Below are 25,626 nucleotides of genomic sequence, written 5' to 3'. Positions count from 1 at the left end.
CTATGCGTTGCGGGAGGCGTTCGTTTTTAGCTGCCGAATCAGCGCGCTGTCTGGCGTTACGTACAAGGTGCGCTGCTGTTCGTAGATCACGTAGCCAGGTTTGGAACCGCTTGGTTTTTTTACATGTCTGATCAGGGTGTAGTCCACCGGTACCTGGCTTCCCTGCTGGGCGCGGCTGAAGTAGGCTGCCAGATTGGCGGCTTCCAGCAAAGTCTGATCGGAAAACTCTCGAGCGCGGATGACGACGTGAGAGCCAGGGATATCTTTGGTATGCAGCCACGTTTCGTAAGGAGCAGCCAGCTTGTTGGTTAGATATTCGTTCTGCTTGTTATTTTTTCCAACAAGGATATCCGTGCCATCTGTTGATTGATAGGCTTCCAGTTCAGGGCGAACGTCTTTCTTTTTGCGTGGGCCACGCTTTTTACGATCGCGCATGTAGCCTTGCTCGACCAGTTCTTCCCGAATTTCCTCGGCATCCTTGAGGGTAGCATGAGCCAGCTGTACGAGAAGTCCATCCAAATAGCTGATTTCCGTTTGGGCTTGTTCGATTTGCTCCCCGACAACTTGCATGCTGTTTTTCGCCTTGTTGTAACGCTTGTAATACGACTGCAAATTTTCCGAAGGGGTCTTGAGCGGATCGAGTGGAATGGTGATCATGGCACCTGCTTCGTCGTACCAATTGACTGTGACGAGCTCGGTATCTCCTCGCTTCATTTGATGCATGTTGGCCGTGATCAGCTCACCGTATAGGCGGAACAGATCAGCGTCTTTTGCTTCCCGCAGCGTATTTTCAAGCTTCTCGATTTTTTTCTCGTTCTTATTTTTCTCCCCTGTCACGAAGCGGATCAGATCATGCGCACGCTGCTTGACGGTATCACGCAGAGCTTTCCCTTCATAAAAGGCTTGCAGGCAGGCTTGAACAGAGGCAAAGCTCGTAGTGGACACACGATCTGTGAGATGTGTGAGAGCTACGACATGAAAGTTCGCTTTGTCTGCCGTTTCCACTATTTCTGGAGCGTACTTGTCCTGCAAAATATCCTGCATGATCTCGGAATACGCTTTCCAGAGAGAGTCACGATTGGCTAGGCCAGCGCGGTAAACGATCTCTTTTGCCAAAAGGGGGCTGATGCCCGTATAGGCCTCAACGATTTGCTTGTCCAGTCTGCCGCTGTTCCAATCGATCGAGGACAGAAACGACTGCTCCGTTGCTGTCAGGGGGTCCTCTTTGTCCTGGCTCGGTGGGGAGACGTAGTTTTTACCGGGTACGACTTGGCGGTATTGGCTGATCGCCATCGTGACATGCAGAGCACTGTCGAGGATCATGCCGGACTGTGGGTCCATGAGGATGATATTGCTGTGTTTCCCCATGATCTCCATGATAATACGCCGTGAGACAGTATCGCCGAGCTCATCCCGTGTTCGAACGTCGATGTGGATGATGCGCTCCATTCCTACCTGCTGGACAGACTCGATCACGCCGCCTTCGCAATGCTTGCGCAAAAGCATGCAAAACATCGGAGCCTCCAAGGGGTTGATAAACTCCTCCGTCGTCAAATGAATGCGCGGATAAGTCGGGTTGGCGGAAAGGAGAAGCTTCACGTTTTCTCCTTGGCAGCGAATCTGCATAACAATATCCGTATGATGGGGCTGGTGCACCTTGGAAATGCGTCCGCCCACGAGTTTATGTAGCTCCCGTACGACAGCACGGGTTACAACGCCGTCAAATGCCACTATGGCTCACCTCAATCAAAGAAAGTACATGAAAAAATCGGGCATGGTGAAGAGCTGCCAGTCACAGTGTAGCACAAAGGCACGTGGGGAGGAACTTTGTTGTCAGCCCGTATTCGGGTCTTTGCTGCCAACAAAGTTGACACTGCCAAGAGTTGTCTCCTATAATTAATTAATTGATTTTACGTCTGTGGAAGTGAAAACAATGGTTCGAAGTATGACAGGGTATGGACGAAAAGACGACATGAAGGGCTCTTTGCGGTTGACGGTGGAGCTTCGTGCCGTCAATCACCGGTTCCAAGAGATACTGGTGCGGTTGCCCAAAAACATGAGCATGCTGGAGGATCAAGTCCGCAAGCTCGTTGCACAGTATGTACGACGAGGGCGTGTGGACGTGACGATTTCCTTGGAAGGAAGCGCGACGATCTCGCCTACGGTTGCCATTGATTGGAGCATTGCCGAACAATTCCTGAAGCTGTCGCGCGAGATGGACCAGCGCTTTTCACTGGAGACGCCACTCACCGCCAAGGATTTATTGCTTTTTCCCGGCGTGATACATACCAAAGAAACTGAGGAAGCAGAGCGCGACGAATTGACGAGCTGGCTGCTTTCCGAGGTCGACACTGCGGCAAGGGATCTGCTTTCCATGAAAATGGTCGAGGGGGAACGGCTCCATGCCGATCTGACCCAACGGCTGCTTTCAGTCAACAAGTGGTTAGAAGACATCATTCTGTTGGTTCCTTCCAGTACGCAGGAATACCACAATCGCCTGCACCAGCGCCTGAGCGAGTGGGCCGAGCAAGCGCCATTCGAATTGGATCAGCAACGCTTGGCACAGGAAGTCGTTTTCTTCACGGAGAAAAGTGATATCAGTGAAGAAATTACTCGCCTCAAGAGTCATTGCCACCAGTTCAAGCAACAGCTGGAAAAGCAAGAGGCGGTTGGGCGCAAGCTGGATTTTCTGCTGCAGGAGATGAACCGAGAGGCAAATACGATTGCCTCCAAAGCCAATCATTTGCAAATCCAGCATCTGGCGGTCGAGATCAAGACCGAGCTGGAGAAGATGAGAGAGCAAGTTCAGAATGTTGAGTAGGATGAAAGGATGGGCTGGGCCGTCATGGCAATCAAGCTAATCAATATTGGATTTGGTAATATTGTAAACGCGAATCGCATTATTTCGATCGTAAGTCCTGAGTCGGCTCCAATCAAACGGATCATTCAGGAAGCGCGTGACCGCAATATGCTGGTAGACGCGACTTATGGCAGACGGACACGTGCGGTGATTATTACGGACAGCGATCACGTGATTTTGTCAGCCGTTCAGCCAGAGACAGTAGCGCAACGGCTGACGACGAAAGATGACGAATCGGATGAATAAGTAGGAGTTGTAAATCATGACCATGGTTGATCGCGGTCTCCTTTTGATTCTTTCTGGACCTGCGGGAGTGGGGAAAGGAACGGTCTGCAAAGCTTTGCGCGAGCGTATGCCTGAGCTTGTGTATTCCGTTTCTGCTACCACTCGTTCTCCGCGTCCAGGAGAAGTGGATGGAGTCAATTACTTTTTTAAGTCCAAGGAAGAGTTTCAGCGCATGATTGAACAGGATGAACTGCTGGAGTGGGCTGAATACGTAGGAAATTTCTACGGAACTCCACGTCAGTTCGTGGATGAAATGCTTTCTCTTGGAAAAGATGTTATTCTGGAGATTGAAGTGCAGGGCGCTCTGCAGGTAAAAGACCGTTTTCCACAAGGAACGTTTTTGTTCCTGGCTCCTCCTGATCTAAATGAACTGGAGAACCGCATTGTGGGACGTGGCACCGAGACAGAAGAGGTCATTCGCAAGCGGATGGAAGTCGCCCGTGCGGAGATCGAGCTGATGGATCACTACGATTATGTGGTGGTCAATGACGTGATCGAGTCGGCATGTGATCGGATCCAAGCGATCATTACCGCTGAGCATCTGAAAAAAGAGCGTCAGGTTCACAAGTATCGTAAATGGTTAAAGGAGGTCGAATAATTCATGTTGTACCCATCTATTGATGAATTGACCGCAAAGGCAGAAAGCAAATACATCCTCGTAACGGTAGCGTCCAAACGCGCACGTCAGCTGAGAGAAAACAGCGAGCTGCAAGTAGTAAGACCAAAATCCAAAAAGTTTGTCGGGCAAGCTTTGGAAGAATTTATTTCCGACGAGCTGGTTCACGAATTTTTGGACGGACGCAAATAAGGTGACCCCACTAAAAACAACCTCATGCAGGTTGTTTTTTTCGGATAGGGACGAGAGGAGAGAGACGGATGCCCACGCTTGCAGGAAAACGAATTGTATTAGGCGTATCAGGCGGAATCGCTGCGTACAAGGCAGCGGCGCTTACGAGCAAGCTGACACAGGCTGGCGCGATTGTTCATGTCATTTTGACCGAGAATGCGCAGAAGTTCGTGCAGCCGGTGACATTTCAAGCTTTATCTCATCAGCCTGTTCATACGGATACATTTAACGAGCCGGATCCTCATGTGATTAGTCATATCGATTTGGCAGACAAGGCAGATTTGGTGCTGGTGGCACCCGCGACGGCAAATATCATCGGGAAAATCGCGAATGGAATTGCGGATGATATGCTCACGACCACACTGCTTGCGACAAAAGCGCCTGTCATGGTAGCGCCTGCGATGAACGTGAACATGTACGGTCATCCTGCCGTGCAAGCCAATATGGAGAAGCTGGTGCAGTACGGCTATCGCTTTGTGGAGCCGGGGGTAGGGCTTCTGGCATGTGGCTGGATTGGCAAAGGCCGCTTGGCTGAGCCGGAAGAAATCGTGGAGGCAGTCGCCGCTTTTTTTGCGGAGCAGAATCAGCCGCGGCCGCAGGATTTGCAGGACAAGCTCGTGCTGGTTACAGCCGGACCTACGCGCGAAAAGATTGACCCCGTTCGCTATATTACCAACCATGCCTCAGGAAAGATGGGCTATGCCATTGCAGAGGCGGCGCGGGATCGCGGAGCGCGGGTCGTACTCGTCAGTGGACCTACCGCTTTGCCAAAACCGACAGGCGTCCAGTTTGTCGCGGTCGAATCCGTACAGGAAATGTTCGATGCAGTTATGGAGTATTTGCCTGAGAGCGACATCGTGATCAAATCGGCTGCGGTTTCTGACTACCGGCCTAAAACGGTTCAAGAGCACAAGATGAAAAAAGGGGACGGTCCGCTGGTGCTTGCGCTGGACAAGGCGCCTGATATTTTACGGACGGTCGGGGAGAGAAAGACGAAGCAGTTTGTCGTTGGATTTGCTGCGGAGACACAGGACGTGATGAAGTACGCACAGGACAAGCTGGAGAAAAAGAACCTCGACATGATCGTTGCAAACAACGTGCTGGCTGAAGGAGCGGGCATGGGAAGTGACACGAATATCGTCACTTTGCTCACACGGGCCGGAGAGATTGTGGAGCTGGACAAGCTGAGCAAGCGCGATGTGGCGGACAAGCTGCTCGATGCCGTAGTGCTGAAGCTCGCAAAACGTCCGCTGTCTGAGCTGTCATGATTGCCCAAATCATCGTGGACGTGCCGGTCAATCGGACAAACCGGCCATTCGATTACCGGGTTCCTGCGTGGCTAGCTCCTCTCATTCGGGTAGGCAGCCGCGTTGTTGTTCCTTTTGGTCCACGTAAATTGCAAGGATATGTGACCGGCATCACAGATGAAGGTACTGACTTTACGGATCACACCCGGTTAAAAGAGGTGGAGCAAGTCCTGGACGATACGCCCCCTCTCACCAAAGAACTGCTCGATATGAGCGAGTGGATGTCGAAGCAATATTTGTGTCCTTGGGTTACGGCTGTTCAGGCGATGCTGCCAGCCGTTCTGAAAGGCAAATCGGAAAAATGGCTGACGGCTACAGACGATCTCGATGAGGATACATGCGGAAACTCAGGACTGCTTTGGGAGCTTTCTCGCAAGCGGCAGCTTCCTTTGGCAGAGGTGGAAAAGCAGTTTCCCGAAGAGTATTTGCTCGTGCCAGGATGGATTCACAGCGGGCTTTTAGCGACGGAATATCAGGTGAAGGATCGCATCACGCGCAAGCACCAGTCCTTTGTTCGATGCTTGCTAAGTCCAGAGCAGCTGGCAGAAGCGATAGCTTCGCTGCCGGCAAGGGCTGAACAGATGCGCCGCGTACTTACGCTGTTCTCCCAGCATGCTGACCAGTCGTTTTCCATGCAAATGCTGCGAGACGAGTGGGGGATCACACGCTCTCCGCTTAAAAGCCTGGAGGCGAAAGGCTGGTTGGTGATGGAACAGGTCGAGGTCTATCGCGATCCCTACGCCAATCGGAAGTTTTCGGATAAAGCGAAGCCGGAATTTACGCCTCTGCAAAAGCAAGTGCTGGCTCCGGTCCTGTCGTCCATCCAAAGTCAGCAGTACGCGGCCTATTTGCTCCATGGGGTGACGGGAAGCGGAAAGACCGAGGTCTATCTGGAAGCGATCGAAAAGACGCTGGAAAAAGGGCAGGAAGCGATCTTCCTCGTGCCTGAAATCTCGTTGACGCCGCAGATGGTAGAGCGGTTCAAAGCGCGTTTTGGAGCCGATGTCGCCGTTTTGCACAGCGGCTTGTCGCAGGGCGAGAAGTTTGATGAATGGCGAAAAATTATCCGCAAGCAGGTAAAGGTAGTAGTCGGAGCGCGATCTGCCATTTTTGCTCCTTTTGAAAATGTCGGGCTGATCGTCATCGACGAAGAGCACGAGAGCTCGTACAAGCAGGAAGAAACGCCACGCTATCACGCGCGTGAGGTAGCTTTGTGGAGAGCGAAGCGCAACCATGCCGTGCTGATGATGGGAAGTGCGACTCCTGCCTTGGAGACGTATGCACTGGCGACACGTGGGCGGTATACGCTGCTGGAAATGCCAGAGCGGGTAGGGAATCGTCCGATGCCGGCTGTTCATGTAGTCGACATGCGTGAAGAGCTGCAGGCAGAGAACCGTTCCATGTTTAGCCGCAAGCTGCATGAAATGATTGCGGATCGTTTGGAAAAGCAGGAGCAGATGGTGATCTTCCTGAACCGCAGGGGATTTTCCACGTTTGTCATGTGCCGCTCCTGTGGCTATACGATGCGCTGCATTCATTGCGATATTTCATTGACCTATCATAAAACGAATCATACGGCACGCTGCCACTACTGTGGCTATACGATTGCACAGCCTGCGCATTGTCCGGAATGCCAGAGTGAGCATATTCGCTTCTTCGGGACAGGCACGCAAAAAGTGGAGGCAGAGCTCGCCAAGCTGTTCCCGGGCATTCGCGTGATTCGTATGGACGTGGATACGACCTCCCGAAAAGGCGCACATGAGGAATTGCTGAGCCAGTTCCGGAAGGGCCAAGGGGATGTTCTCCTCGGGACGCAAATGATCGCAAAAGGGCTTGATTTTCCTCGGGTAACGCTCGCAGGAATCATCGCCGCAGACACTTCGCTGCATATACCGGATTTCCGCGCTGCCGAGAAGACCTTCCAGCTGCTGACGCAAGTAGGGGGACGTGCTGGCAGGCATGAGCTGGACGGCGACGTTGTCATTCAGACCTATACGCCTGAGCATTACAGCATTCAGCATGCGACCCGGCATGATTACCGGTCCTTTTATGAGGATGAGATGCTCCAGCGCAGACGAACAGGCTATCCGCCCTATTTTCGACTGGTGCTGCTGACGTTCAGCCACGAGGATGTCCCCGTGGTGATCCGCAGCGCCCACACGATGGCGGATTATTTGCGGCAGCGACTGGCGGAGACGACGATATTATTAGGCCCGGTCGCTTCGCCTATTGCGAGAGTGAAGGATAGATTTCGTTTTCAGATCATGCTAAAATATCGTGATGAACCGCAATTGTCTGCCTTGCTCGCACAGGCGACAGCTGCGTTTGATGAGTGGAACAAACAGCAGAAGGTACTTATGACAATCGATGTTGATCCGTACGTACTGCTTTAGGGAGGATATCAACCAAATGGCTATTCGCACAATTGTAAAACACCCAGATCCGATCCTTCGTGAAAAAGCGATGGTGGTCACAAAATTCAATTCCAACCTGCACAAGCTGCTGGATGATATGGCTGATACGATGTACGACGCTGACGGGGTAGGACTGGCAGCTCCGCAAGTAGGTATTTCCAAACGCGTCATTGTCATGGATTGCGGTGAAGGGCTGATCGAGATCGTCAATCCAGAAATCGTGGATTTCAAAGGAGAGCAATTCGACTATCCGGAAGGCTGCCTAAGCATTCCAGGACTGCGCGGAGATGTGCGCCGCCACATGTGGATCAAGCTGCGCGGGCAAGACCGCAACGGGAATCCAATCGAGCTGGAAGCGGACGACCTTTTGTCCCGCTGCTCCCAGCATGAGATCGATCACTTGAACGGCGTTCTGTTCATCGACGTGGCAGACAAGGTGTATCAGATCAGCCCGGATGAGGAAGGGGAATAATTCATTTTGAAAGAGGCTCGCGTATTATTCATGGGTACGCCTGACTTTGCAGTCGCAAGCTTGGAGGCGCTGCTCACGGAAGGGTACAACGTGGTCGGTGTGGTTACCCAGCCCGATCGCCCGGTAGGACGCAAGCAGGTCATGACGCCGCCGCCCGTCAAGGAGGCGGCTTTACGTCATGGTCTTTTGGTCCTGCAGCCGGAAAAAATCAAAGCGGAAGCAGCGCTAGATGAAGTGATTGCCCTTGCCCCTGATCTGATTGTAACGGCGGCCTATGGGCAAATCTTGCCGAAGCGACTGCTTGACGTACCACGCTTTGGGTGTATCAATGTCCATGCTTCCTTACTTCCCAAATACCGCGGCGGTGCTCCTATTCATAAATGCATCGTAGAAGGGGAAAAAGAGTCTGGAGTCACTATTATGTATATGGTGGAGGCCCTCGATGCAGGGGACATGCTCTCCAAAGTGGTGGTTCCAATCGAAGAGCGTGATACCGTCGGAACCTTGCACGACAAGCTGGCGGCAGCAGGCTCCTCGCTGTTGATCGAAACCGTGCCTCGCCTGTTGGCAGGGGAGCTGCAAGCAGAAGCTCAGGATCACGAGGCTGCTACGTTTGCTCCGAATATAAAACGCACCGATGAACGGATTGACTGGTCCCGCACCTCCGAACAGATCTACAACCAGGTGCGCGGTCTGAATCCGTGGCCTGTCGCTTTCACGACACATGGAGGCAAGGTGTGGAAAATCTGGTGGGTTGAAAAGCATTCCGCGGACAGCAAGGGTCAGGAAGCGGGCACCATCATCGCCCGCGAAGAGGATGGTCTGGTCGTCGCTTGCGGAAGCGGCACTGTAAAAATCACCGAGCTGCAGCCAGAGGGGAAAAAACGCATGAGTGCCCTCGACTTTTTGCGTGGAGCGGGCAACAGCATTGAAATCGGCACAAAGGTAGGAGAATAGCCCGTGGCAAAAAAAGGTGCTCGTGACATCGCCCTCGATGTATTGAATCGGGTCGACGAACACAAGTCTTACAGCAATCTGGAACTTCGCAATGTCCTGGATCGCTCGGAAATCAGCTCGGCAGATGCGGGGCTGGTGACGGAGCTCGTATATGGAACCATTCAGCGCAAGCTTACGCTGGAATTTGTACTGTCCCATTTTGTAGGGGGGAAAAAGGTACAGACCTGGGTACGCAATCTGATGCTGCTCAGCCTGTATCAGATTCGCTTTCTTGACCGGATTCCCGACCGTGCTGCGGTGCATGAAGCCGTAGAGATTGCGAAACGTCGCGGACATCAGGGGATTGCCTCGATGGTCAACGGCGTGCTGCGAAACGTTTTGCGTCAGCCAGACGTATGGGACCGACTGCCAAAAGGCGATGCCGTGAAGCAAATCGCGGTTACGCATTCTCACCCGGAGTGGTTGATTCGCGAGTGGATCAAGCTCTACGGAGAGGAAAATACGAAGGCGATCTGTGACGCAAACAATCGGGCTCCCCATACGTCCATCCGAGTGAATCCGTTGAAAACATCTCGAGACGAGCTGCTGGCCAAGCTGAGAGAAGATGGCAGTGAGGCAGTGGCTTCGGTCTTGAGCGATCAGGGGATTATCCTGGACGGTGGGCACGCTGCAGGTACTCGCTGGTTTAAAGAAGGCTACTACACGCTGCAGGATGAAAGCTCCATGCTGGTAGCATCCGCGGTAGCGCCGCAGCCGGGCATGCGTGTGCTCGATGCCTGCGCAGCTCCTGGCGGCAAGACCTCTCATCTAGCGGAAAAAATGGACAATCGCGGTGAGATTATCGCCAACGACGTGCATCCACACAAGCGCGAGCTGATCGCGGGGACCGCGAAGCGTCTGGGCATTTCCATCATGGAGTCGATGGTCAGCGATGCGCTCGATCTTCCGGAAAAAGGTCTGGGCTTGTTCGACAGAGTCCTGCTCGATGCCCCGTGCACTGGCTTTGGGGTAATACGACGCAAACCTGATCTGAAATGGAACAAGTCGAAGGAAGATGTGCGCTCTATCGCGCAATTGCAGTATCAGCTGCTCGCGGGTCTGTCTACGATGGTAGCTCCCGGAGGTACGTTGGTGTACAGCACGTGTACGATGGAGCCGATGGAAAATCAGGATATTGTCCGCCGTTTTGTAGACAAGCATCCGGAGTTTGTTTTGGACGAGACTTTGCGGGACGATTTACCTGCCGTGGTCCGTGACAAGATGGACGAATCCGGTGCTTTCGTACAAATTTTGCCGCATCATTTTGATAGTGATGGGTTCTTTATCGCCCGTTTGCGACGAAAAGATTAGAAAAAAGTGGAGTGGCGCGCCTTTTGAGATGGTGCCACTCCTTTCCCTTTGTTTGCAGCGGTGCGGATTGGTTTACACTAGGAAAAGTGACGCATTTCTAAACTGGATGCCAAAACCGTTTGAAGCGCGGACCAATGCGAGGTACAATGATAAAATGACTGAAATTGCTTAGCAATGAATTTGAGGATGTGAAAACAGCAATGCCGATTACCACATTTACTAGCGCCAAGCCACTTATTTACAGCCTGACTCAAGACGAGATGAAGCAGTGGCTGGTAGACGCTGGAGATAAAGCGTTTCGTGCACAGCAAATTTTTGACTGGCTGTACGTGAAACGCGTGACCTCTTTTGAAGAGATGAGCAATCTGTCCAAGGACTTGCGCCAAAAGCTGGCTGATACGTTTCGGATGGATCCTCTAAAAGAAATCACGCATCAGGAATCGCAGGACGGAACCATCAAGTTTCTGTTCCAGTTAGTGGATGGACACGCGATCGAGACCGTTATCATGCGTCATAACTACGGAAACAGCATCTGCGTGACGACACAGGTAGGCTGCCGAATCGGATGCACATTTTGTGCCTCTACGCTCGGCGGGCTGAAGCGTAACCTCGATGCGGGCGAAATCGTATCTCAAGTATTGATGGCCCAGCGCAAGCTCGATGCGGATGGCGAACGTGTCAGCCATGTCGTCGTGATGGGAATCGGGGAACCGTTTGAGAACTTCGAGAGCCTGATGGGCTTTTTGACCGTGATAAACGATAACCGCGGACTGAATATCGGCGCTCGTCACATCACAGTCTCCACCAGTGGGATCGTGCCGAAGATTTACGAGTTTGCGGAAAGAGGCGGACAAGTCAACCTGGCCATTTCCCTGCATGCTCCGAATACCGAGCTGAGAAGCCAGCTGATGCCGATTAACCGCGGGTTCCCTCTTGCACAGCTGATGGAAGCTTGCCGTCACTATATCAACAAGACAGGCCGCCGCATCAGCTTTGAATACGGTTTGTTCGGCGGGAAAAACGATCAGCCGCAGCACGCGGAAGAGCTGGCAGAGCTGATTGGCGATATGCTGTGCCACGTCAACTTGATTCCGGTTAACTACGTACCGGAGCGGGATTATGTACGCACACCGCGTAACGAGATTTTCCAATTCAAACGCATTTTAGAGGACAAAGGAATCAATGTGACCATCAGAAGGGAGCACGGCAGTGACATCGCTGCTGCTTGCGGTCAGCTGAGGGCACAACACGCTAAAGAAACCGTGGGGTGATACCATGGAAATTGCAATGAAATCCCATGTGGGCCACGTCCGTTCCGTGAATGAGGACTACTTTGCCACGGAGGCAGATGTGAACGGACGCGCCCTCGCTGTTCTGGCCGATGGTATGGGCGGACATGAGGCGGGCGAGATTGCCAGCCGCCTTGCTGTTGAGCGAATAGTAAAAGAACTGCGTCACCTTGCTGCTGATGTAGTGGGAGAGGATGCTCGTGAGCACCTGATGAACGCTGTGCTGCTCGCGAACAAGGAAGTGTACGAATACGCGCAGGAACACCCGGAATGCAATGGGATGGGGACAACTACGATCGCGGCTTTGTTTGGGGCAAGCACGGTCATGACGGCGCATATCGGAGACAGCCGCCTTTACAAATACGGGTCCGACGGTTTGGTGATGAAGACAGAAGATCATTCGCTGGTCAATGAGCTGGTGAAAAATGGGCAGATTACCGCCGAAGAAGCGGCTGTCCATCCGCATCGGAATGTCATCATGCGATCGTTGGGGACGGAGCCGGATGTCCTGATCGACCTGGACGAGTTTGAATGGGCACCTGGGGATGTCGTCTTGATTTGCTCGGACGGATTAAGCGATAAAGTGCCAGCTTCTATGATGGAAGAATGGCTACAGAAAGAGACTTCTCTGCAGGAGAAGGTAGACGGCCTGGTGCAGGAAGCACTGGCCGCTGGTGGGCAGGACAATATCACGCTCGTTGCCGTGCGCAACATGCCCGTAGCCAGTGAGAAAGAGGGGTGAGAGAGATGGATGGTCAACGGCTTGGAGGGCGGTACCAGCTAGAAGCCCGCGTAGGCGGCGGAGGAATGGCGATCGTTTACAAGGCCAAGGATTTGATTTTAAATCGTCCCGTTGCGGTGAAGGTATTGCGTTCACAGTTCGGGGGAGACGAAGACTTCGTGAACCGGTTCAGACGGGAAGCGCAGGCAGTTGCAAGCCTGTCTCACCCCAATGTGGTCGGGGTTTACGATGTTGGGCAGGACGGCGACACCCATTACATGGTGATGGAATACATAGAAGGCTATACGCTGAAGGAAGTTATCATTCAGCGAGGCGCTCTTCCTGTGGAAGAAGCTGTGAGAATCGCGGAACAAATTTGTGACGCACTCGATCATGCCCATCAAAATCAGATCATTCACAGAGATATTAAGCCGCACAACATCATGATCGGCAAAAATGGGCGAGTAAAGGTGACGGACTTCGGGATTGCCCGTGCAGTTACCTCAACAACCATTACCCATACGAATGCGATGCTGGGCTCCGTCCACTATTTCTCGCCTGAACAAGCGAGAGGCGGTATCACTGGGGAAAAATCGGATATTTATTCATTGGGAATTGTGCTCTACGAAATGGTGACAGGAGAACTGCCGTTTTCCGGAGACTCGCCGATTTCTGTGGCGCTAAAGCATTTGCAGGAGCCGTTGCCAGAGCCGCGGCAAGTAAATCCGGCGATTCCGCAAAGCGTCGAGAACGTCATTCTCAAGGCTTTGGTGAAGGATCCGTTTCTGCGCTATTCGTCTGCGCGTGAAATGCTAGAAGATTTGGAGACCTGCCTGTTTCCCGAGCGCTTAAACGAGGAAAAGCTGACGTTCCCGATTGACGAGGAAATGACACGGGTGGTTCCGATCATTACACAGGACATGCTCGATCAGCACGCAAACGGCCGGACAGGTGTTGGCCAAAGAAGCGGTCGGTACGAGCAGCAGCTCGAGGACGACGAGGAACAGAAGCCGCAGAAAAAATGGTGGGTCAAAACCTTGCTTTGGGTAGCGGGAATCGGTTTGTTTCTCGTGCTAGGCTTCTTCGGATTCAACTTCCTGCTCAATGTGTTCCCTTCCGTACCTGAGGCACCGGTTCCTTATGTAGAAGGGATCGAGGTAACTTTGGCGCAGAAGAAGATTGAGGAAGCCAATCTCGTGGCGAAAGTCGTGGAGGAAGCAAACGATACGATAGAGAAGGGCTTGGTCATCAGACAGGACCCGGCTCCGCCCATGCGGTTAAAAGAAAAAGCAATTGTCACGCTCTATGTGAGCAAAGGACAGCAGGCTGTTCCTATGCCAAATCTCGTTTCCTTATCCCGATCGGTTGCTGAGGATATGCTAAAGCAGCTGGGCTTCAAGACAAATGCCATCACGTTTGAGGAAGTCGAGGATGACAACGCAGAAGCAGGCATTGTGATCGGTCAGTCGCCGGATGCAAACGCGTCGGTTTACCCGACGAAGGACACGGTCCGCGTCACTGTCAGCAAGGGCAAATCGTTTGTGAAAATGCCAAATGTCGTCGGAAAATCGGTGGAGCAGGCTCAGGTAGAGCTGTTCAAGCTCGGACTCGAAGTCGGTGAAACGAAGGAAGAGCCGTCGTATACGACAGACAAGGCAGGCGTCGTCCTCTCCACTCACCCGTATGATGCAGGGATGCAGGTGCAAAAAGGAGTTAAGGTACCGCTCACGGTAAGCAACGGTCAGTACCCGGCGGACGCCAAACTGGCAAACGCACCTGTGTATGTGGAAGTCGTACCGGGCGAAACTGCGGAGATCAAGATCGAAGTGAGTGACTCCCGCGGTGATGGGCAGCAAGTGTACAAGGAGACGATCACGGAGAGCAGGGAGTACGATGTTCCAGTCGTTCTGTCTCCACAAAAAGATGCCGTGATTAAAGTGTTCAAAAAAGATCCGACGAAAAATGAGTATGTGGAATACCAGACCATACCCATTTCGTACAGCAGCTTGCCATAAGCATGTGGAGGGACATGAATGCCAGAAGGACGCATTGTAAAAGCTTTGAGCGGATTTTACTACGTTGCCGATGGGGACCGTGTTTTTAGTTGTCGAGCACGTGGGCTATTCAAGAAAAAGGGTGCAAAGGTAAATCCGCTCGTGGGCGACTGGGTAGTCTACGATGCAATCAATGAAGAAGAAGGGTATGTGATGGAGGTGGGTGAGCGGACCAGTGAACTGGTTCGACCGCCCATTTCCAATGTGGATCAGGCCGTGCTGGTCTTTTCCATGTTCAAACCTGCCTTCAGCGCGTTATTACTGGACAAGTTTCTGGTCCATACCGAGCATGCTGGCATTGATTCCATCATTATCCTGTCAAAGGCAGATCAAGTGCCGGAAGAAGAGGTAAGAGCCATCACCGAGAAATACGAGGCGATCGGCTATACGGTCATTCCAACCTCGACAAAACAGGAGACACGTGGATTGCAGGAAGTGCGAGAAGTCCTGCATGATCGGATTTCCGTTTTTGCTGGTCAGTCAGGCGTAGGAAAATCGTCGCTGATCAACGCGTTGTTCCCGGGGGTAAGCCTGCAAACGGGAGATGTGAGTGAAAAGCTGGGGCGCGGGAAGCACACGACCCGTCATGTCGAGCTGATTCCTCTCGAGGGAGGCGGCTATGTCGCAGATACGCCGGGCTTCAGTTCCTTGGAATTTATGGATTTGGACGAGCTCGACTTGGCAGAGGCATTCCGGGATTTTGCAGAGCGTTCACCCGATTGCAAGTTTCGGGGCTGCCTGCATGTGACAGAGCCATCCTGCGCCGTCCAGGAAGGTGTAGCCTCAGGGGAACTGAGCAAAGAGCGCTACGAGAATTACCTGCAATTCCGCGAAGAGCTGAAAGAATATCAACGGAGGAATAAACCATGGTAAAAATAGCACCTTCTATCCTGTCTGCGGACTTTGCCAGATTGGGTGAGGAAATTCAGGACGTCGAACGGGGAGGCGCAGACTGGATTCACGTAGATGTCATGGATGGACATTTTGTTCCGAATATCACGATTGGACCTTTGATCGTGGATGCCATCCGCCCAGTGACAAAGCTTCCGCTCGATGTGCATCTCATGATCGAGGAACCAGATCGCTACATTCCTCAGTTCGCCAAGAGCGGTGCAGACTGGATTACCGTTCATCAGGAAGCAAGCCGCCATTTGCACCGTACGCTCGCACTAATCAAAGAGCAAGGGGTGAAAGCAGGCGTCGTACTGAATCCCGCAACGCCAGTGTCTACGATCGAGCACGTGCTTACGGATCTGGACATGGTGCTCTTCATGACTGTCAACCCAGGCTTTGGCGGGCAAAAATTCATTCACAATGTGGTTCCGAAGATCAAACAGCTGCGTCAAATGCTGGATGAGCGCGGCCTTGGTCACGTTGAGATCGAGATCGACGGTGGCGTGAATACCGAGACAGCCCGTTTATGCGAAGCGGCAGGGGCGACCGTACTCGTTGCCGGAAGCGCCGTATTCAATCAAAAAGACCGTGCGCAAGCTATCGCAGCGATTCGCGGATAAAAGCGTACGTACAAACGGCAAAAAGCCATCTCTTTCACGTGGAAGGGATGGCTTTTTCGTTTTATTCAGGGCGATCGGAAGTCACATACGTTCCCGCAATCAAATCGTGAATAGCACGTTTGTCTTCACGGACACCGACCATGATCGCGCTGATGATCGCACCTATGCCCAGTGTTACGGTATAGATCAGCCAGCAGCCTACTACGATGCGCAGGAGCATCGTTCCTATGCCAACAGGACTCCCATCCATTTTTACGATGCGAATGCCCACGATTCTTTTTCCGACCGTATAGCCGTACCAGAAAACCGGCAGCAAGAGACTGTAGAGAATGGACACCAGATTCGTGAACAGATTGCCTTTTGTCTCACCCGTGATCAAATAAGAGAGAAGTGCCAGTGGTACCCCGATGATCAGGCCATCGAGCAAGCTTGCTCCAAACCGCCGCCAAAATCCAACCGCGTGGCTCTGCAAAGACTTTTCGTTTTCCACGATCCCAGCTCCTTTCCTTTCAATAGGAATGTATATGAGCTGGCAGCCGAAAGTAGAGCGAAAGAAAAACTCTGCCATTGAATCAGGCAAAGGGACAGACAGCTTTCTTTACAGGCTGGTAAACAGCCGAAGCAGGACAGCGATCCGGCCCGGAATAGCCTCGATGACTACGTGTTCATGGGAGGCATGTGCGCCATCGCCTACTGGACCCAAGCCGTCGAGCGTAGGCGTGCCTTCATCAGCAGTAAAGTTGCCATCGCTCGTACCACCTACCCCGCGCTCTGTAAGTGTGAAGCCTTCCAGGAGGGCTTGCTCCTGTGCGTGCAAAAACAGCTGCTCAGTGGCTGCGGTTCTTTCCATAGGAGGTTTGGTTATGCCGCCCTCCACAATAAGCTGCGCACCTGGCAGAACGGGCTTGAGCTGATGCATGAGGGTGGTAATACGGTCAGCTTCACTGCTGGCGCTGATACGCACGTCGATATCGGCCTCAGCGTAATCGGGAACGACGTTGGAGACGGTACCGCCGCGGATTGTTCCCACAGACAGGGTAGTGCCCGCGTCGTAGTCGGTGAAGCCTTGAATGGCGATGACATGGTGGGCGAGCTCCTCGATGGCATTTACGCCTAGGGCGTGATCATTTCCTGCGTGTGCGGCTCGCCCCTTGACCTTGAGGATGAAGTCTCCGCCGCCCTTTCGGCTGGTTTTAAGAGAGCCATCTCCTGCCGCTGGCTCAATAACGAGAGCGAATTTGCTTCGTTTCGCTTCCTCGCGTATCCATTTTTCAGAAGAGACGCTGCCGATTTCCTCATCAGTATTCCAGAAAAAAACGAGCTTGCTTTGAAGGGGAATCTGCTGCTCGATGATTGTTTTCAAGGCAAAATAGCTGAAGATGATCCCTGCTTTCATGTCGTAGGTTCCAGGACCATATACCCGACCATCCTCGATTTTCCAGGGCTCTTGCACAAGCGTCCCCAACTCTTTCACCGTGTCAAAATGACCGAGGACCATGATCTGCTCGGGGCCGTCTCCGTATTCGATGCGGAGCTGATCACCGTATGTAGGCTGGTAGAGCGTGTCTATTTTGCAGCCGAGCGCACGGAAGCGATCTGCGATCAAATGCCCTAATTGATCCACAGCTTGTTTGTTGTGAGTGGGTGTTTCTATTTCTACGTACGTACGCAATTCCTCGAGAATTTCGGGGAGCTGCTGCTGAAAATGGTCTGTCCATTTGCTGGTCATTCGTTATCCTCCTTACAGGTGATTTCATTAGCACTATAAGTCTTTGGCCGCATTTTCGCCAGTGAAAAGAACAAACGGGGCTTGGTCGCAAAAAAAGGGACATACTACAAACGCACCTGTCCAAAAGCCTCTCTATAAATTGTGAATAGTATTCTGTAAATTGGCTATTTAAATTATGGCTAAAAAAACATTGAATTTGTTCATCTAATGATTAAAATAGTCATTATCCTGTATAAATATAAGCCGTCAATTCATATCGCTTCCCTGAACCTGACAGCTATATTTCCAACTTGATTTCATACACAATCCTAATGGGGGTATACCATCATGAAAAAACAGATGTTTTCAATCGCTCTTACATCACTATTGGCAGCGGCTGTTATGGCAGGCTGCGGGACAGGCACAAGCCAGCCGCCGGCACAGCCGCAGAATGGACAAGAGCAAGCTGGACAGCCAAGCGGAGAGAAAAAGACTCTGACGATGGCTACATCAGCAGACTACAAGCCCTATGAATTCCACGACCTGACCAGCGGCAAAGACGAGATCGTGGGCTTCGATGTGGATATCGCCAAATACATTGGGGAACAGCTGGGTTACGAAGTGCAAGTAAATGACATGAACTTCGACGGTTTGGTTCCTGCGCTGCAAACCAACCGTGCCGATTTTGTTATGGCAGGGATGACACCAACCCCTGAACGCCAGAAGAACGTCGACTTCTCGGAAATTTACTACGACGCGAAAAACACAATTGTCTCAAAGAAAGAGAGCAATGTGACAAAACCTGACCAGCTGGCAGGGAAAAAAGTAGCGGTACAGCTTGGCTCCATTCAAGAATCTGCAGCAAAAGAGCTGGCGAAAACGGCAACTGGACTGCAAATCACTTCTTTGAACAAAACGGGTGAAATCATCGAGGAAGTAAAAACCGGCCGTGTGGATGCAGCGATCCTGGAAGATACCGTGGCGAAGGGCTTTGTGGAAAGCAACCCAGGCCTGCAGTACACCACGATTGAGACAGAAGAGGTAAATGGTTCAGCGATTGCTTTCCCGAAAGGCTCCAAGCATGTGGATGAATTTAATCAGGTCATCAAAAAAATGCAGGAAAACGGCGAGATGGACAAGCTGATCAAAAAGTGGTTCGGTCAATAATGCAAAGCGGGGCGGTTGTCCCCTTCGATTCATATCATGAAGATAGCAAGGAGTGGGAAAGGGCATGAATTTGGATTTTCCACAGATTGTGCCCTATATCCCTTTTATTTTACAAGGGATAAAGGTCACATTACTCGTCACACTCATTTCAGTCGTCCTCGGCTTCATTTGGGGCTCGATCCTGGCACTTATCAAAATTTCCAAATTCGGTCCGCTGAATTGGCTGGCAGTTGCCTATACGTCCATCTTTCGGGGAACACCTCTGATCCTGCAGCTGACGTTTGTCTACTTTGCTACGCCTCAGCTCACGGGGTATAACATCTCTCAGCTGGAAGCGGCTGTCTTGACGTTTACGCTGAATTCGGGTGCTTACATATCCGAGACGATCCGCGGTGGGATTCTCGCCGTGGACAAAGGCCAGTGGGAAGCTGCCAAGTCGCTCGGCGTTCCGTATCGCCGCATGATGATGGACATCATTTTACCGCAGGGGATTAAAAACATCCTGCCAGCGCTGGTAAATGAAACGATCGCCCTTTTGAAAGAATCAGCACTCGTCTCCACGATCGGACTTGCAGACATCCTGCAAAACGCAAACGTCGTGAAGGGAACCATCTTCCGGTACTTTGAGCCGTACATCATCGCCGGGGTCCTCTACTATGTCATGGTCATGATCTTGACCTGGTTTGCGCGCGTGCTGGAGAGGAGGATGAGACGCAGTGATTAAAATTGACAACATCACCAAGTCATTTGGGCAGCTTGAAGTCTTGAAGGGGATTTCGACGGAGATAAAAAAGGGAGAGGTCGTGGCGATCATCGGGCCTTCGGGGTCTGGGAAATCGACTCTCCTGCGCTGCATGAATTTGCTCGAGATACCGACGACAGGAAAGATCGTTATTGATGGACAGGACATTACTGCTCCAAAGGCAGACGTTCTGAAGGTCCGTCAAAAGATCGGAATGGTTTTTCAGCATTTTCACCTGTTCCCTCACATGACCGTGCTGGGCAACCTCACATATGCTCCCCTCAAGGTCAAAGGCATGTCCAAAGCAGAAGCAGAAGGAAAGGCTAGAGAGCTCTTGAAGCGCGTTGGTCTGTCGGACAAGGCTGACGTGTATCCGTCCCGTCTGTCTGGCGGTCAAAAACAACGTGTCGCGATCGCGCGTTCTCTCGTGATGGAGCCGGAGATTATGCTTTTCGACGAACCGACCTCTGCCTTGGACCCCGAGATGGTAAAAGAAGTGCTAGAGGTTATGAAGGGCCTGGCCCATACCGGCATGACGATGGCCATCGTGACACACGAAATGAGATTTGCTGAAGAGGTGTCGGATCGGATCCTGTTTATCGACCATGGACAATTGATCGAAGAAACGGCGCCTACAGAGTTTTTTGCGCGTCCGAAGAGCGAGCGCGCCCAGCAGTTTTTGGAGAAAGTACGTTAATATCTAGGCAGAGTCACAGCCCTCGTTGGTTGTGACTCTTTTTTGGTGCGCCCAGCATGGGCGATAGCTCTAGGGTGTAAGTCCCGAACGGGGGTTGGCTGTACCAACCGTTAGCCCAAGGCAAGGGTGTCCACCGCGAGGTGGAATCTGAAGGAAGCCGGCGGCAAAGTCCCGACCTGAGGTACACGAACCCAATTTGAGGCTGTTGTATTCGGGTGAGTCTGCCAAACAAGACGAAGCCCCATACAGCCAAGGAATACAGCAGTAAACTTGGGCAGGTACATGGGATGAAAGTTATCGCTCTTACCTGGGGAGGTCTGCATGAAGTGCCTTCAAATGTTGGTAACCGTCTTCGTAAGGAGACGCTGAACATGCAGAAGTCAGCAGAAGCCATAGTACCCAAGTAAAGGACGCTTGAACGGGGAAGGGCTGAACATTAAGTCAACACATCCGCTAATCACTTTCGTGATAATACTGTGAAGCAGAATTCTGTAAGGAACTACTCTTGGAGAAAATGGGTGAAGCCCTGAGGGTACAAGAGAGGGCTGAGTATTGTCCGGCAAGACTAGAAGGATGCGTGCGGAGGAAGGGTATCGTCATGGAGCTGTTGGAGAAAGTCCTGTCACGAGAAAATCTATTAGTGGCACTCGAAAGAGTGGAAAGAAACAAAGGATCGGCGGGAATCGACGGTGTTTCAACCGAACAACTGCGCGATTATATCCGTGAACACTGGTTGACCACTAAAAAGCAGATTATGAAAGGGACCTACAAACCTTCCCCTGTCCGCAGAGTCGAAATCCCGAAATCTGACGGAGGAGTAAGGTTATTAGGTATTCCTACCGTGATAGATCGCTTTATTCAACAAGCCATCCTCCAAGTTCTTACTCCTATATTTGACCCCCACTTCTCAGAATCCAGTTTCGGATTCCGACCGAACCGTGGTGCGCATGACGCCATGAGACAAGCACAATTTTATATTTCCGAAGGATATCGCTTTGTCGTGGATATGGACTTAGAGAAATTCTTCGACCGGGTTAATCACGATATTTTAATGAGTCGGGTTGCTCGAAAAGTAAAAGATAAAGCTTTGTTGAAACTTGTTCGCGCATATCTACAAGCAGGCATCATGGTCAATGGCATCTGCCTTTCGGCAGTAGAGGGCACACCACAAGGTGGTCCACTTAGTCCGTTATTGGCGAACATCTTGCTCGACGATTTGGATAAAGAACTGGAAAAGAGGGGACATCGCTTTTGTCGATACGCAGACGATAGCAATATCTACGTGAGAACAAAGCGGGCGGGAGAACGGGTAAAAGAAAGTATCCAAAGCTACTTGGAGAAGGTACTTAAGCTTAAAGTAAATGAGCAGAAGAGCGCAGTGGATCGACCTTGGAAGCGTAAGTTCCTCGGTTTCGGTTTCACTAATGCAAAACAAGCAAGGATTCGGCTTCATCCAAAATCACTTCTGAAGTTGAAAGAGAAAATCCGCTTCATCACTAATCCGGTATGGAGCATCTCTATGGATGAAAGGATTCGGAAGCTAAACCAGTACCTCATGGGTTGGATCGGATATTTTGCCCTTGCGGATGCAAAGAAAATCCTTCAATCTATCGACGAATGGATACGACGTAGACTTCGACTTTGCTTGTGGTCTCAGTGGAAGCGAGTACGAACCCGATATCGAGAACTTCGCTCTCTGGGTTTATCGCACGTCCAAGCAATAGAAATTGCAAACACCAGAAAGGGTGCATGGCGTACCACAAAGACTCCTCAAATGCACAAAGCCCTCGGAGTTGCATATTGGCAACAACAAGGGCTGAAAAGCTTATTACAACGATATTCTGTCATTCGTCAAGCTTGATGAACCGCCGTATACCGAACGGTACGTACGGTGGTGTGAGAGGACGGGAGTTAGTCGCTCCCTCCTACTCGATTACAGTAAGAATTTATAAGATTCTTAGCCAGTATAAGTGCAACTAAGGCTCCACCGCAAAGCTTGGCGGAGCCAAGTTTTCTAATATATCGGGCTTTTGCTGCCCATATATGTGTTTTCGCTGGGAGAAGGCAGAGGGACACGCATATTGCCCTTGGCTGATGCATAATGTATTCAGGCAGCCTGTGTATTTCCGACATTATTCTCATGATTATCGCGTTGCAATGGGTTTGCGAGCAGTCAACGGTACTCTTCTACTTTTTTCAGAAGGCAGGATACATGTTTATCCGACAGCAGAATATGATGTAATATGCACGTTTGGGAGAACACCTGAAGGAGGTGCAGTATAAATGGGATTGCGCTCCTATCGCCTGCGACAGGGGGGCGCCTTGCGACGTGTTCTCGGGGTAGCGTTGGCTGTCGGGGGTATCACCATTTTCCTGTACATCGCACCTCCGTGGGTTTGGTATAGCCTGTTGTCGTTGGCTCTCGTGGGGGCGGGCTGGTATTTGTATCACGTGAAGTAATTTCGGTGAGGAGGGGTAGCATGCGGTTTTACACCATCAAGTTGCCGAAGTTCCTGGGTGGCATGGTTCGCGGCATCATAGAGGCATTCAACAAGAAAAAATGACGGCGTGGCCTCGGCCTCCTGAGGGACCTCGGCCATCCGAGGGACCATGGCTTCCCGTGGGACCACGGCCTCCCGTGGGAATAAGTAAACGCCTGAAATGCAAAAAAGCACCTCGAGGGTGCTTTTTTTCGCGTAGTAGAAAGACTACACGCGAGTTACGAGTCCGGATTTCAGTGCTCGAGTACTTACATAAACGCGCTTTGGTTTACCATTTACCAGAATGCGCACTTTTTGTACGTTAACACCCCAAGTGCGGCGAGTTGCGCGCATGGAGTGGGAGCGAGCGTTTCCTGCTTTAGCAGATTTACCTGTTACAAAGCAACGACGTGCCATTACGATCCACCTCCTTGTTGCATCTAAACGGAATTCCCTCGAAAGGGAACACAAATACTCAACTATAGTAGCACACGAGCCCTGTCAATTGCAATACTTGACATGAGGAAAAGCCCTGTCTTCCTTGTTTCCCTCTCGATTCGACAAAACGCTTCATTTCTTCAATATGTTAGTGTAAAATTATATGAAGCATGTTTACGCTTACCAAAGCGATCAAGCTGTTGAAAAGAGGAGGAGTCCTTGCATGACAGTGGAAATGAGCACATCTATGGGAAAAATAGATGTTACGGAAGAAGTGATCGCTCGGATTGCTGGAGGCGCCGCTATGGAAGTTTTCGGGCTCGTGGGGATGTCGCCACGAAAAGCGCTGAAGGACGGTATTGCCGAGCTTCTGGGACGAGATAACCTGAGCAAAGGGGTTGTCGTTCACAACCAGAACAGCGAAGTAACTTTAGACATGCATATCATCGTCAGCTATGGCGTTAAAATTTCCGAGGTGGCCGGCAATGTACAGCGCCGCGTTCGCTATACCTTGGAGCAAACAGTTGGAATCGATGTCACTGCGGTAAATATTTTCGTTCAGGGTGTACGCACTGACAGGGATACATAATTAAGGAGGAACAACAGTTGGTACATACGCGTCTTGATGGCGTCCTTTTTAGCCGGATGGTTTACCTGGGGGCAAACCTTTTGTCTGAAAACGTCAAAGTGGTGGATGGATTGAACGTCTTTCCCGTACCGGATGGAGATACTGGGACGAATATGAATTTGACGCTTACCTCAGGTGTGGAGGAATTGTCCCGCAAGGAATCTCCTCTCATCACAGAAGCGGCTTCTGCACTTGCCAAAGGCTTGTTGATGGGAGCCCGTGGCAACTCTGGAGTCATTTTATCCCAATTGTTCCGTGGCTTTAGCAAAGCTGTGAACGGGAAAGAGGTCGTGAACACTCGCCAATTTGCGGAGGCACTTAAATCCGGAGTGGACTCAGCCTATCAAGCAGTCATGAAACCGGTCGAGGGGACCATTCTTACCGTTGCTCGCGAGGCAGCAGAAATGGCTGTACGTGCAGCACGCACGTCTGACGATCTGGTCGTGGTCATGGAAAAAACGTATGAGCAGGCGCAGACAACACTGCTGCGCACACCTGAGATGCTGCCTGTGCTAAAAGAGGTTGGCGTCGTCGATTCAGGTGGACAAGGCCTGTTGTTTATTTACGAAGGATTTTTGCGTGTGCTGCGCGGGGAAGCCGCCGAGGATGTACAGAAAAGATCTCAGCCTGTCATGAGCGACGCTGAGCTGAACAAGCTGGTAGACGCACAGCACGCGCAGATTCATATGAAAACGGAAGACATCGTTTACGGCTACTGCACGGAGTTTATGGTGCATATCGCAAACAGTACCGAGCCAGATAAAAAACCGTTCTCGGAAGGCCTGTTCCGCAGTCAACTGGACAAGATGGGGGATTCCCTCCTGGTTGTGTCCGACGATGAGGTCGTCAAGGTGCACATACACGCAGAGCATCCGGGCAGTGTCCTGCAATACGCGCAGCAATTTGGAAGTCTGCATCGACTAAAAATTGAGAACATGCGTGAGCAGCATGCCAACATCCTCAAAGCAGAAGAGAGCAAGGCTCCGGCAGCAGCCGTTGCCACGCGAGAATTGGAAGCCCTTTCCTATGGCCTGATCGCAGTTGCAGCAGGTGAGGGGATCGCCAAGATTTTGCGCAGCATGGGTGTACATGTTGTCGTGGAAGGCGGACAGACGATGAATCCGAGCACGGAGGATTTCATGAACGCTATTTCGGGTCTGCACGCCAATGAAATCATTATCCTGCCAAACAACAGCAATATCGTCATGGCGGCTCAGCAAGCGGCGGAGCTTTCCGAGACTCCGGTATCCGTGGTTCCGAGCAAGAGCATCCCTCAAGGCATGGCTGCACTGGTCGCCTTCAACAGGGATGCAGGCATTGAAGCGAATACGGTTGCCATGAACAAAGCCATTGCTTCTGTGAAAACGGGAATGGTCACGCATGCCGTCCGGGATACGCGCATGGGCGATGTCGAGATCAAAGAAGGCGACTATATCGGAATTGCAGAAAAAGAAATCGTCACGGCTGGACCGGATTTGTTGCAAAGCGCACAGACTCTCCTGCTGGATCTAGTGGACGAGGATGCAGAAATCGTCACGATGTTCCTGGGAGAAGGAGCGACGCAAGAAATGGCAGAAGCGTTAGAGGCAGCATTGGCAGATGCCTATCCGGATGTCGAAGTGGAAATTCAGGATGGCGGACAACCATTGTATCCGTTTATCTTTTCTGTGGAGTAATTGGGAGAGGGGCTCTCGTG

The 25,626-nt window shown here is 51.6% G+C and carries 26 protein-coding genes; 22 read left to right on the top strand and 4 right to left on the bottom strand.

Annotated features, from left to right (window positions below):
* Window positions 1-1,731 carry an Rqc2 family fibronectin-binding protein gene (locus ACLIN2_RS18855; RefSeq protein ID WP_411501816.1) on the bottom strand — a complete coding sequence of 577 codons (1,731 nt, stop codon included), beginning with the start codon at window positions 1,729-1,731 and terminating at the stop codon, window positions 1-3.
* Window positions 1,732-1,933: 202 nt separating this feature from the next.
* Between ACLIN2_RS18855 and ACLIN2_RS18850 the strand changes: the two genes are divergently transcribed.
* The 14 genes from ACLIN2_RS18850 to rpe all read left to right on the top strand — a co-directional run bounded on the left by ACLIN2_RS18850 (window position 1,934) and on the right by rpe (window position 16,070).
* On the top strand, window positions 1,934-2,821 hold the full coding sequence (locus ACLIN2_RS18850) for a YicC/YloC family endoribonuclease (protein WP_411501815.1): 888 nt from the start codon (window positions 1,934-1,936) through the stop codon (window positions 2,819-2,821).
* Between the two features lie 24 nt (window positions 2,822-2,845).
* Window positions 2,846-3,106, top strand: a complete 261-nt coding sequence (gene remA, locus ACLIN2_RS18845; RefSeq protein WP_015891999.1) for an extracellular matrix/biofilm regulator RemA — start codon at window positions 2,846-2,848, stop codon at window positions 3,104-3,106.
* A gap of 16 nt (window positions 3,107-3,122) precedes the next feature.
* Window positions 3,123-3,743: a guanylate kinase gene (gmk, locus tag ACLIN2_RS18840; protein WP_411501814.1), complete on the top strand. Its 621-nt coding sequence runs from the start codon at window positions 3,123-3,125 to the stop codon at window positions 3,741-3,743.
* Between the two features lie 3 nt (window positions 3,744-3,746).
* The gene (rpoZ, locus tag ACLIN2_RS18835) at window positions 3,747-3,953 is read left to right on the top strand and encodes a DNA-directed RNA polymerase subunit omega (RefSeq protein WP_092267865.1); all 207 of its coding nucleotides are present in this window, start codon (window positions 3,747-3,749) and stop codon (window positions 3,951-3,953) included.
* A 68-nt stretch (window positions 3,954-4,021) separates the two neighbouring features.
* Entirely contained in the window at window positions 4,022-5,260 is a 1,239-nt protein-coding gene (gene coaBC, locus ACLIN2_RS18830; RefSeq protein ID WP_411501813.1) for a bifunctional phosphopantothenoylcysteine decarboxylase/phosphopantothenate--cysteine ligase CoaBC, read from the top strand.
* Window positions 5,257-7,692, top strand: a complete 2,436-nt coding sequence (gene priA, locus ACLIN2_RS18825) for a primosomal protein N' (RefSeq protein ID WP_411501812.1) — start codon at window positions 5,257-5,259, stop codon at window positions 7,690-7,692. The genes coaBC and priA overlap by 4 nt, the downstream gene beginning before the upstream one ends.
* A 16-nt stretch (window positions 7,693-7,708) precedes the next feature.
* Window positions 7,709-8,185, top strand: coding sequence for a peptide deformylase (def, locus tag ACLIN2_RS18820; RefSeq protein ID WP_092267868.1), 477 nt, complete (start codon window positions 7,709-7,711; stop codon window positions 8,183-8,185).
* A gap of 6 nt (window positions 8,186-8,191) precedes the next feature.
* A complete protein-coding gene (gene fmt, locus ACLIN2_RS18815; RefSeq protein WP_301169212.1) occupies window positions 8,192-9,142 on the top strand; it encodes a methionyl-tRNA formyltransferase in 951 nt (316 codons plus the stop codon).
* A 3-nt stretch (window positions 9,143-9,145) separates the two neighbouring features.
* A complete protein-coding gene (gene rsmB / locus ACLIN2_RS18810) occupies window positions 9,146-10,492 on the top strand; it encodes a 16S rRNA (cytosine(967)-C(5))-methyltransferase RsmB (protein ID WP_411501811.1) in 1,347 nt (448 codons plus the stop codon).
* Window positions 10,493-10,692: 200 nt separating this feature from the next.
* Window positions 10,693-11,763, top strand: a complete 1,071-nt coding sequence (gene rlmN, locus ACLIN2_RS18805) for a 23S rRNA (adenine(2503)-C(2))-methyltransferase RlmN (RefSeq protein ID WP_122922138.1) — start codon at window positions 10,693-10,695, stop codon at window positions 11,761-11,763.
* Window positions 11,764-11,767: 4 nt separating this feature from the next.
* A complete protein-coding gene (locus ACLIN2_RS18800; RefSeq protein ID WP_301169210.1) occupies window positions 11,768-12,523 on the top strand; it encodes a Stp1/IreP family PP2C-type Ser/Thr phosphatase in 756 nt (251 codons plus the stop codon).
* 5 nt (window positions 12,524-12,528) lie between these two features.
* Window positions 12,529-14,517: a Stk1 family PASTA domain-containing Ser/Thr kinase gene (gene pknB, locus ACLIN2_RS18795; protein ID WP_411501810.1), complete on the top strand. Its 1,989-nt coding sequence runs from the start codon at window positions 12,529-12,531 to the stop codon at window positions 14,515-14,517.
* 18 nt (window positions 14,518-14,535) lie between these two features.
* Complete coding sequence (gene rsgA / locus ACLIN2_RS18790) at window positions 14,536-15,429, top strand: ribosome small subunit-dependent GTPase A (RefSeq protein ID WP_092267874.1); 894 nt, start codon at window positions 14,536-14,538, stop codon at window positions 15,427-15,429.
* Window positions 15,423-16,070, top strand: coding sequence for a ribulose-phosphate 3-epimerase (gene rpe, locus ACLIN2_RS18785; RefSeq protein ID WP_411501809.1), 648 nt, complete (start codon window positions 15,423-15,425; stop codon window positions 16,068-16,070). Before rsgA ends, rpe begins: the two co-directional genes overlap by 7 nt.
* A 61-nt stretch (window positions 16,071-16,131) precedes the next feature.
* On the opposite strand, the gene ACLIN2_RS18780 is transcribed toward rpe, so the two are convergent.
* Both ACLIN2_RS18780 and ACLIN2_RS18775 read right to left on the bottom strand, forming a co-directional pair.
* A complete protein-coding gene (locus ACLIN2_RS18780; RefSeq protein WP_092267925.1) occupies window positions 16,132-16,560 on the bottom strand; it encodes an RDD family protein in 429 nt (142 codons plus the stop codon).
* Between the two features lie 108 nt (window positions 16,561-16,668).
* Window positions 16,669-17,799 (bottom strand): M20 family metallopeptidase, encoded by a 1,131-nt coding sequence (locus ACLIN2_RS18775; RefSeq protein ID WP_122959521.1) that lies wholly within the window; start codon window positions 17,797-17,799, stop codon window positions 16,669-16,671.
* 327 nt (window positions 17,800-18,126) lie between these two features.
* On the opposite strand from ACLIN2_RS18775, the gene ACLIN2_RS18770 reads away from it, so the two are divergent.
* From ACLIN2_RS18770 to spoVM, 6 genes are all read left to right on the top strand, one after another.
* Window positions 18,127-18,945: a transporter substrate-binding domain-containing protein gene (locus tag ACLIN2_RS18770; protein WP_328211187.1), complete on the top strand. Its 819-nt coding sequence runs from the start codon at window positions 18,127-18,129 to the stop codon at window positions 18,943-18,945.
* A gap of 64 nt (window positions 18,946-19,009) precedes the next feature.
* A complete protein-coding gene (locus tag ACLIN2_RS18765; protein ID WP_122922146.1) occupies window positions 19,010-19,669 on the top strand; it encodes an amino acid ABC transporter permease in 660 nt (219 codons plus the stop codon).
* Entirely contained in the window at window positions 19,662-20,384 is a 723-nt protein-coding gene (locus ACLIN2_RS18760) for an amino acid ABC transporter ATP-binding protein (protein WP_092267879.1), read from the top strand. Before ACLIN2_RS18765 ends, ACLIN2_RS18760 begins: the two co-directional genes overlap by 8 nt.
* Window positions 20,385-20,982: 598 nt before the next feature.
* Window positions 20,983-22,245 carry a group II intron reverse transcriptase/maturase gene (gene ltrA / locus ACLIN2_RS18755; RefSeq protein WP_411501590.1) on the top strand — a complete coding sequence of 421 codons (1,263 nt, stop codon included), beginning with the start codon at window positions 20,983-20,985 and terminating at the stop codon, window positions 22,243-22,245.
* Window positions 22,246-22,667: 422 nt separating this feature from the next.
* Complete coding sequence (locus ACLIN2_RS18750; RefSeq protein ID WP_170184276.1) at window positions 22,668-22,844, top strand: hypothetical protein; 177 nt, start codon at window positions 22,668-22,670, stop codon at window positions 22,842-22,844.
* Between the two features lie 20 nt (window positions 22,845-22,864).
* Window positions 22,865-22,948, top strand: coding sequence for a stage V sporulation protein SpoVM (spoVM, locus tag ACLIN2_RS18745; protein WP_055746831.1), 84 nt, complete (start codon window positions 22,865-22,867; stop codon window positions 22,946-22,948).
* A gap of 144 nt (window positions 22,949-23,092) precedes the next feature.
* On the opposite strand, the gene rpmB is transcribed toward spoVM, so the two are convergent.
* Window positions 23,093-23,281, bottom strand: coding sequence for a 50S ribosomal protein L28 (gene rpmB, locus ACLIN2_RS18740; protein WP_005831020.1), 189 nt, complete (start codon window positions 23,279-23,281; stop codon window positions 23,093-23,095).
* A gap of 244 nt (window positions 23,282-23,525) precedes the next feature.
* Between rpmB and ACLIN2_RS18735 the strand changes: the two genes are divergently transcribed.
* Together ACLIN2_RS18735 and ACLIN2_RS18730 are read left to right on the top strand one after the other, a co-directional pair.
* On the top strand, window positions 23,526-23,891 hold the full coding sequence (locus tag ACLIN2_RS18735; RefSeq protein WP_092267880.1) for an Asp23/Gls24 family envelope stress response protein: 366 nt from the start codon (window positions 23,526-23,528) through the stop codon (window positions 23,889-23,891).
* Window positions 23,892-23,908: 17 nt separating this feature from the next.
* The gene (locus tag ACLIN2_RS18730) at window positions 23,909-25,606 is read left to right on the top strand and encodes a DAK2 domain-containing protein (protein ID WP_092267881.1); all 1,698 of its coding nucleotides are present in this window, start codon (window positions 23,909-23,911) and stop codon (window positions 25,604-25,606) included.
* Window positions 25,607-25,626 lie beyond the last annotated feature (20 nt).

The sequence above is a fragment of the Brevibacillus centrosporus genome (assembly GCF_046622605.1).
Lineage (GTDB): Bacteria > Bacillota > Bacilli > Brevibacillales > Brevibacillaceae > Brevibacillus > Brevibacillus centrosporus.
The sequence above is the reverse complement of the archived record's forward strand: the minus strand, read 5'-3'. Positions and strand labels throughout refer to the sequence as shown.

Bases quoted from the DNA above. Each gene is read 5' to 3' on its own strand.
- ACLIN2_RS18770 (WP_328211187.1), top strand. From the start codon at position 18,127: ATGAAAAAACAGATGTTTTCAATCGCTCTTACATCACTATTGGCAGCG.
- ltrA (WP_411501590.1), top strand. From the start codon at position 20,983: ATGGAGCTGTTGGAGAAAGTCCTGTCACGAGAAAATCTATTAGTGGCA.
- ACLIN2_RS18750 (WP_170184276.1), top strand. From the start codon at position 22,668: ATGGGATTGCGCTCCTATCGCCTGCGACAGGGGGGCGCCTTGCGACGT.
- gmk (WP_411501814.1), top strand. From the start codon at position 3,123: ATGACCATGGTTGATCGCGGTCTCCTTTTGATTCTTTCTGGACCTGCG.
- ACLIN2_RS18850 (WP_411501815.1), top strand. From the start codon at position 1,934: ATGGTTCGAAGTATGACAGGGTATGGACGAAAAGACGACATGAAGGGC.
- ACLIN2_RS18800 (WP_301169210.1), top strand. From the start codon at position 11,768: ATGGAAATTGCAATGAAATCCCATGTGGGCCACGTCCGTTCCGTGAAT.
- rpoZ (WP_092267865.1), top strand. From the start codon at position 3,747: ATGTTGTACCCATCTATTGATGAATTGACCGCAAAGGCAGAAAGCAAA.
- ACLIN2_RS18765 (WP_122922146.1), top strand. From the start codon at position 19,010: ATGAATTTGGATTTTCCACAGATTGTGCCCTATATCCCTTTTATTTTA.
- rsgA (WP_092267874.1), top strand. From the start codon at position 14,536: ATGCCAGAAGGACGCATTGTAAAAGCTTTGAGCGGATTTTACTACGTT.
- priA (WP_411501812.1), top strand. From the start codon at position 5,257: ATGATTGCCCAAATCATCGTGGACGTGCCGGTCAATCGGACAAACCGG.
- remA (WP_015891999.1), top strand. From the start codon at position 2,846: ATGGCAATCAAGCTAATCAATATTGGATTTGGTAATATTGTAAACGCG.
- pknB (WP_411501810.1), top strand. From the start codon at position 12,529: ATGGATGGTCAACGGCTTGGAGGGCGGTACCAGCTAGAAGCCCGCGTA.
- rpmB (WP_005831020.1), bottom strand. From the start codon at position 23,281: ATGGCACGTCGTTGCTTTGTAACAGGTAAATCTGCTAAAGCAGGAAAC.
- ACLIN2_RS18735 (WP_092267880.1), top strand. From the start codon at position 23,526: ATGACAGTGGAAATGAGCACATCTATGGGAAAAATAGATGTTACGGAA.
- spoVM (WP_055746831.1), top strand. From the start codon at position 22,865: ATGCGGTTTTACACCATCAAGTTGCCGAAGTTCCTGGGTGGCATGGTT.
- def (WP_092267868.1), top strand. From the start codon at position 7,709: ATGGCTATTCGCACAATTGTAAAACACCCAGATCCGATCCTTCGTGAA.
- rlmN (WP_122922138.1), top strand. From the start codon at position 10,693: ATGCCGATTACCACATTTACTAGCGCCAAGCCACTTATTTACAGCCTG.
- ACLIN2_RS18775 (WP_122959521.1), bottom strand. From the start codon at position 17,799: ATGACCAGCAAATGGACAGACCATTTTCAGCAGCAGCTCCCCGAAATT.
- rpe (WP_411501809.1), top strand. From the start codon at position 15,423: ATGGTAAAAATAGCACCTTCTATCCTGTCTGCGGACTTTGCCAGATTG.
- coaBC (WP_411501813.1), top strand. From the start codon at position 4,022: ATGCCCACGCTTGCAGGAAAACGAATTGTATTAGGCGTATCAGGCGGA.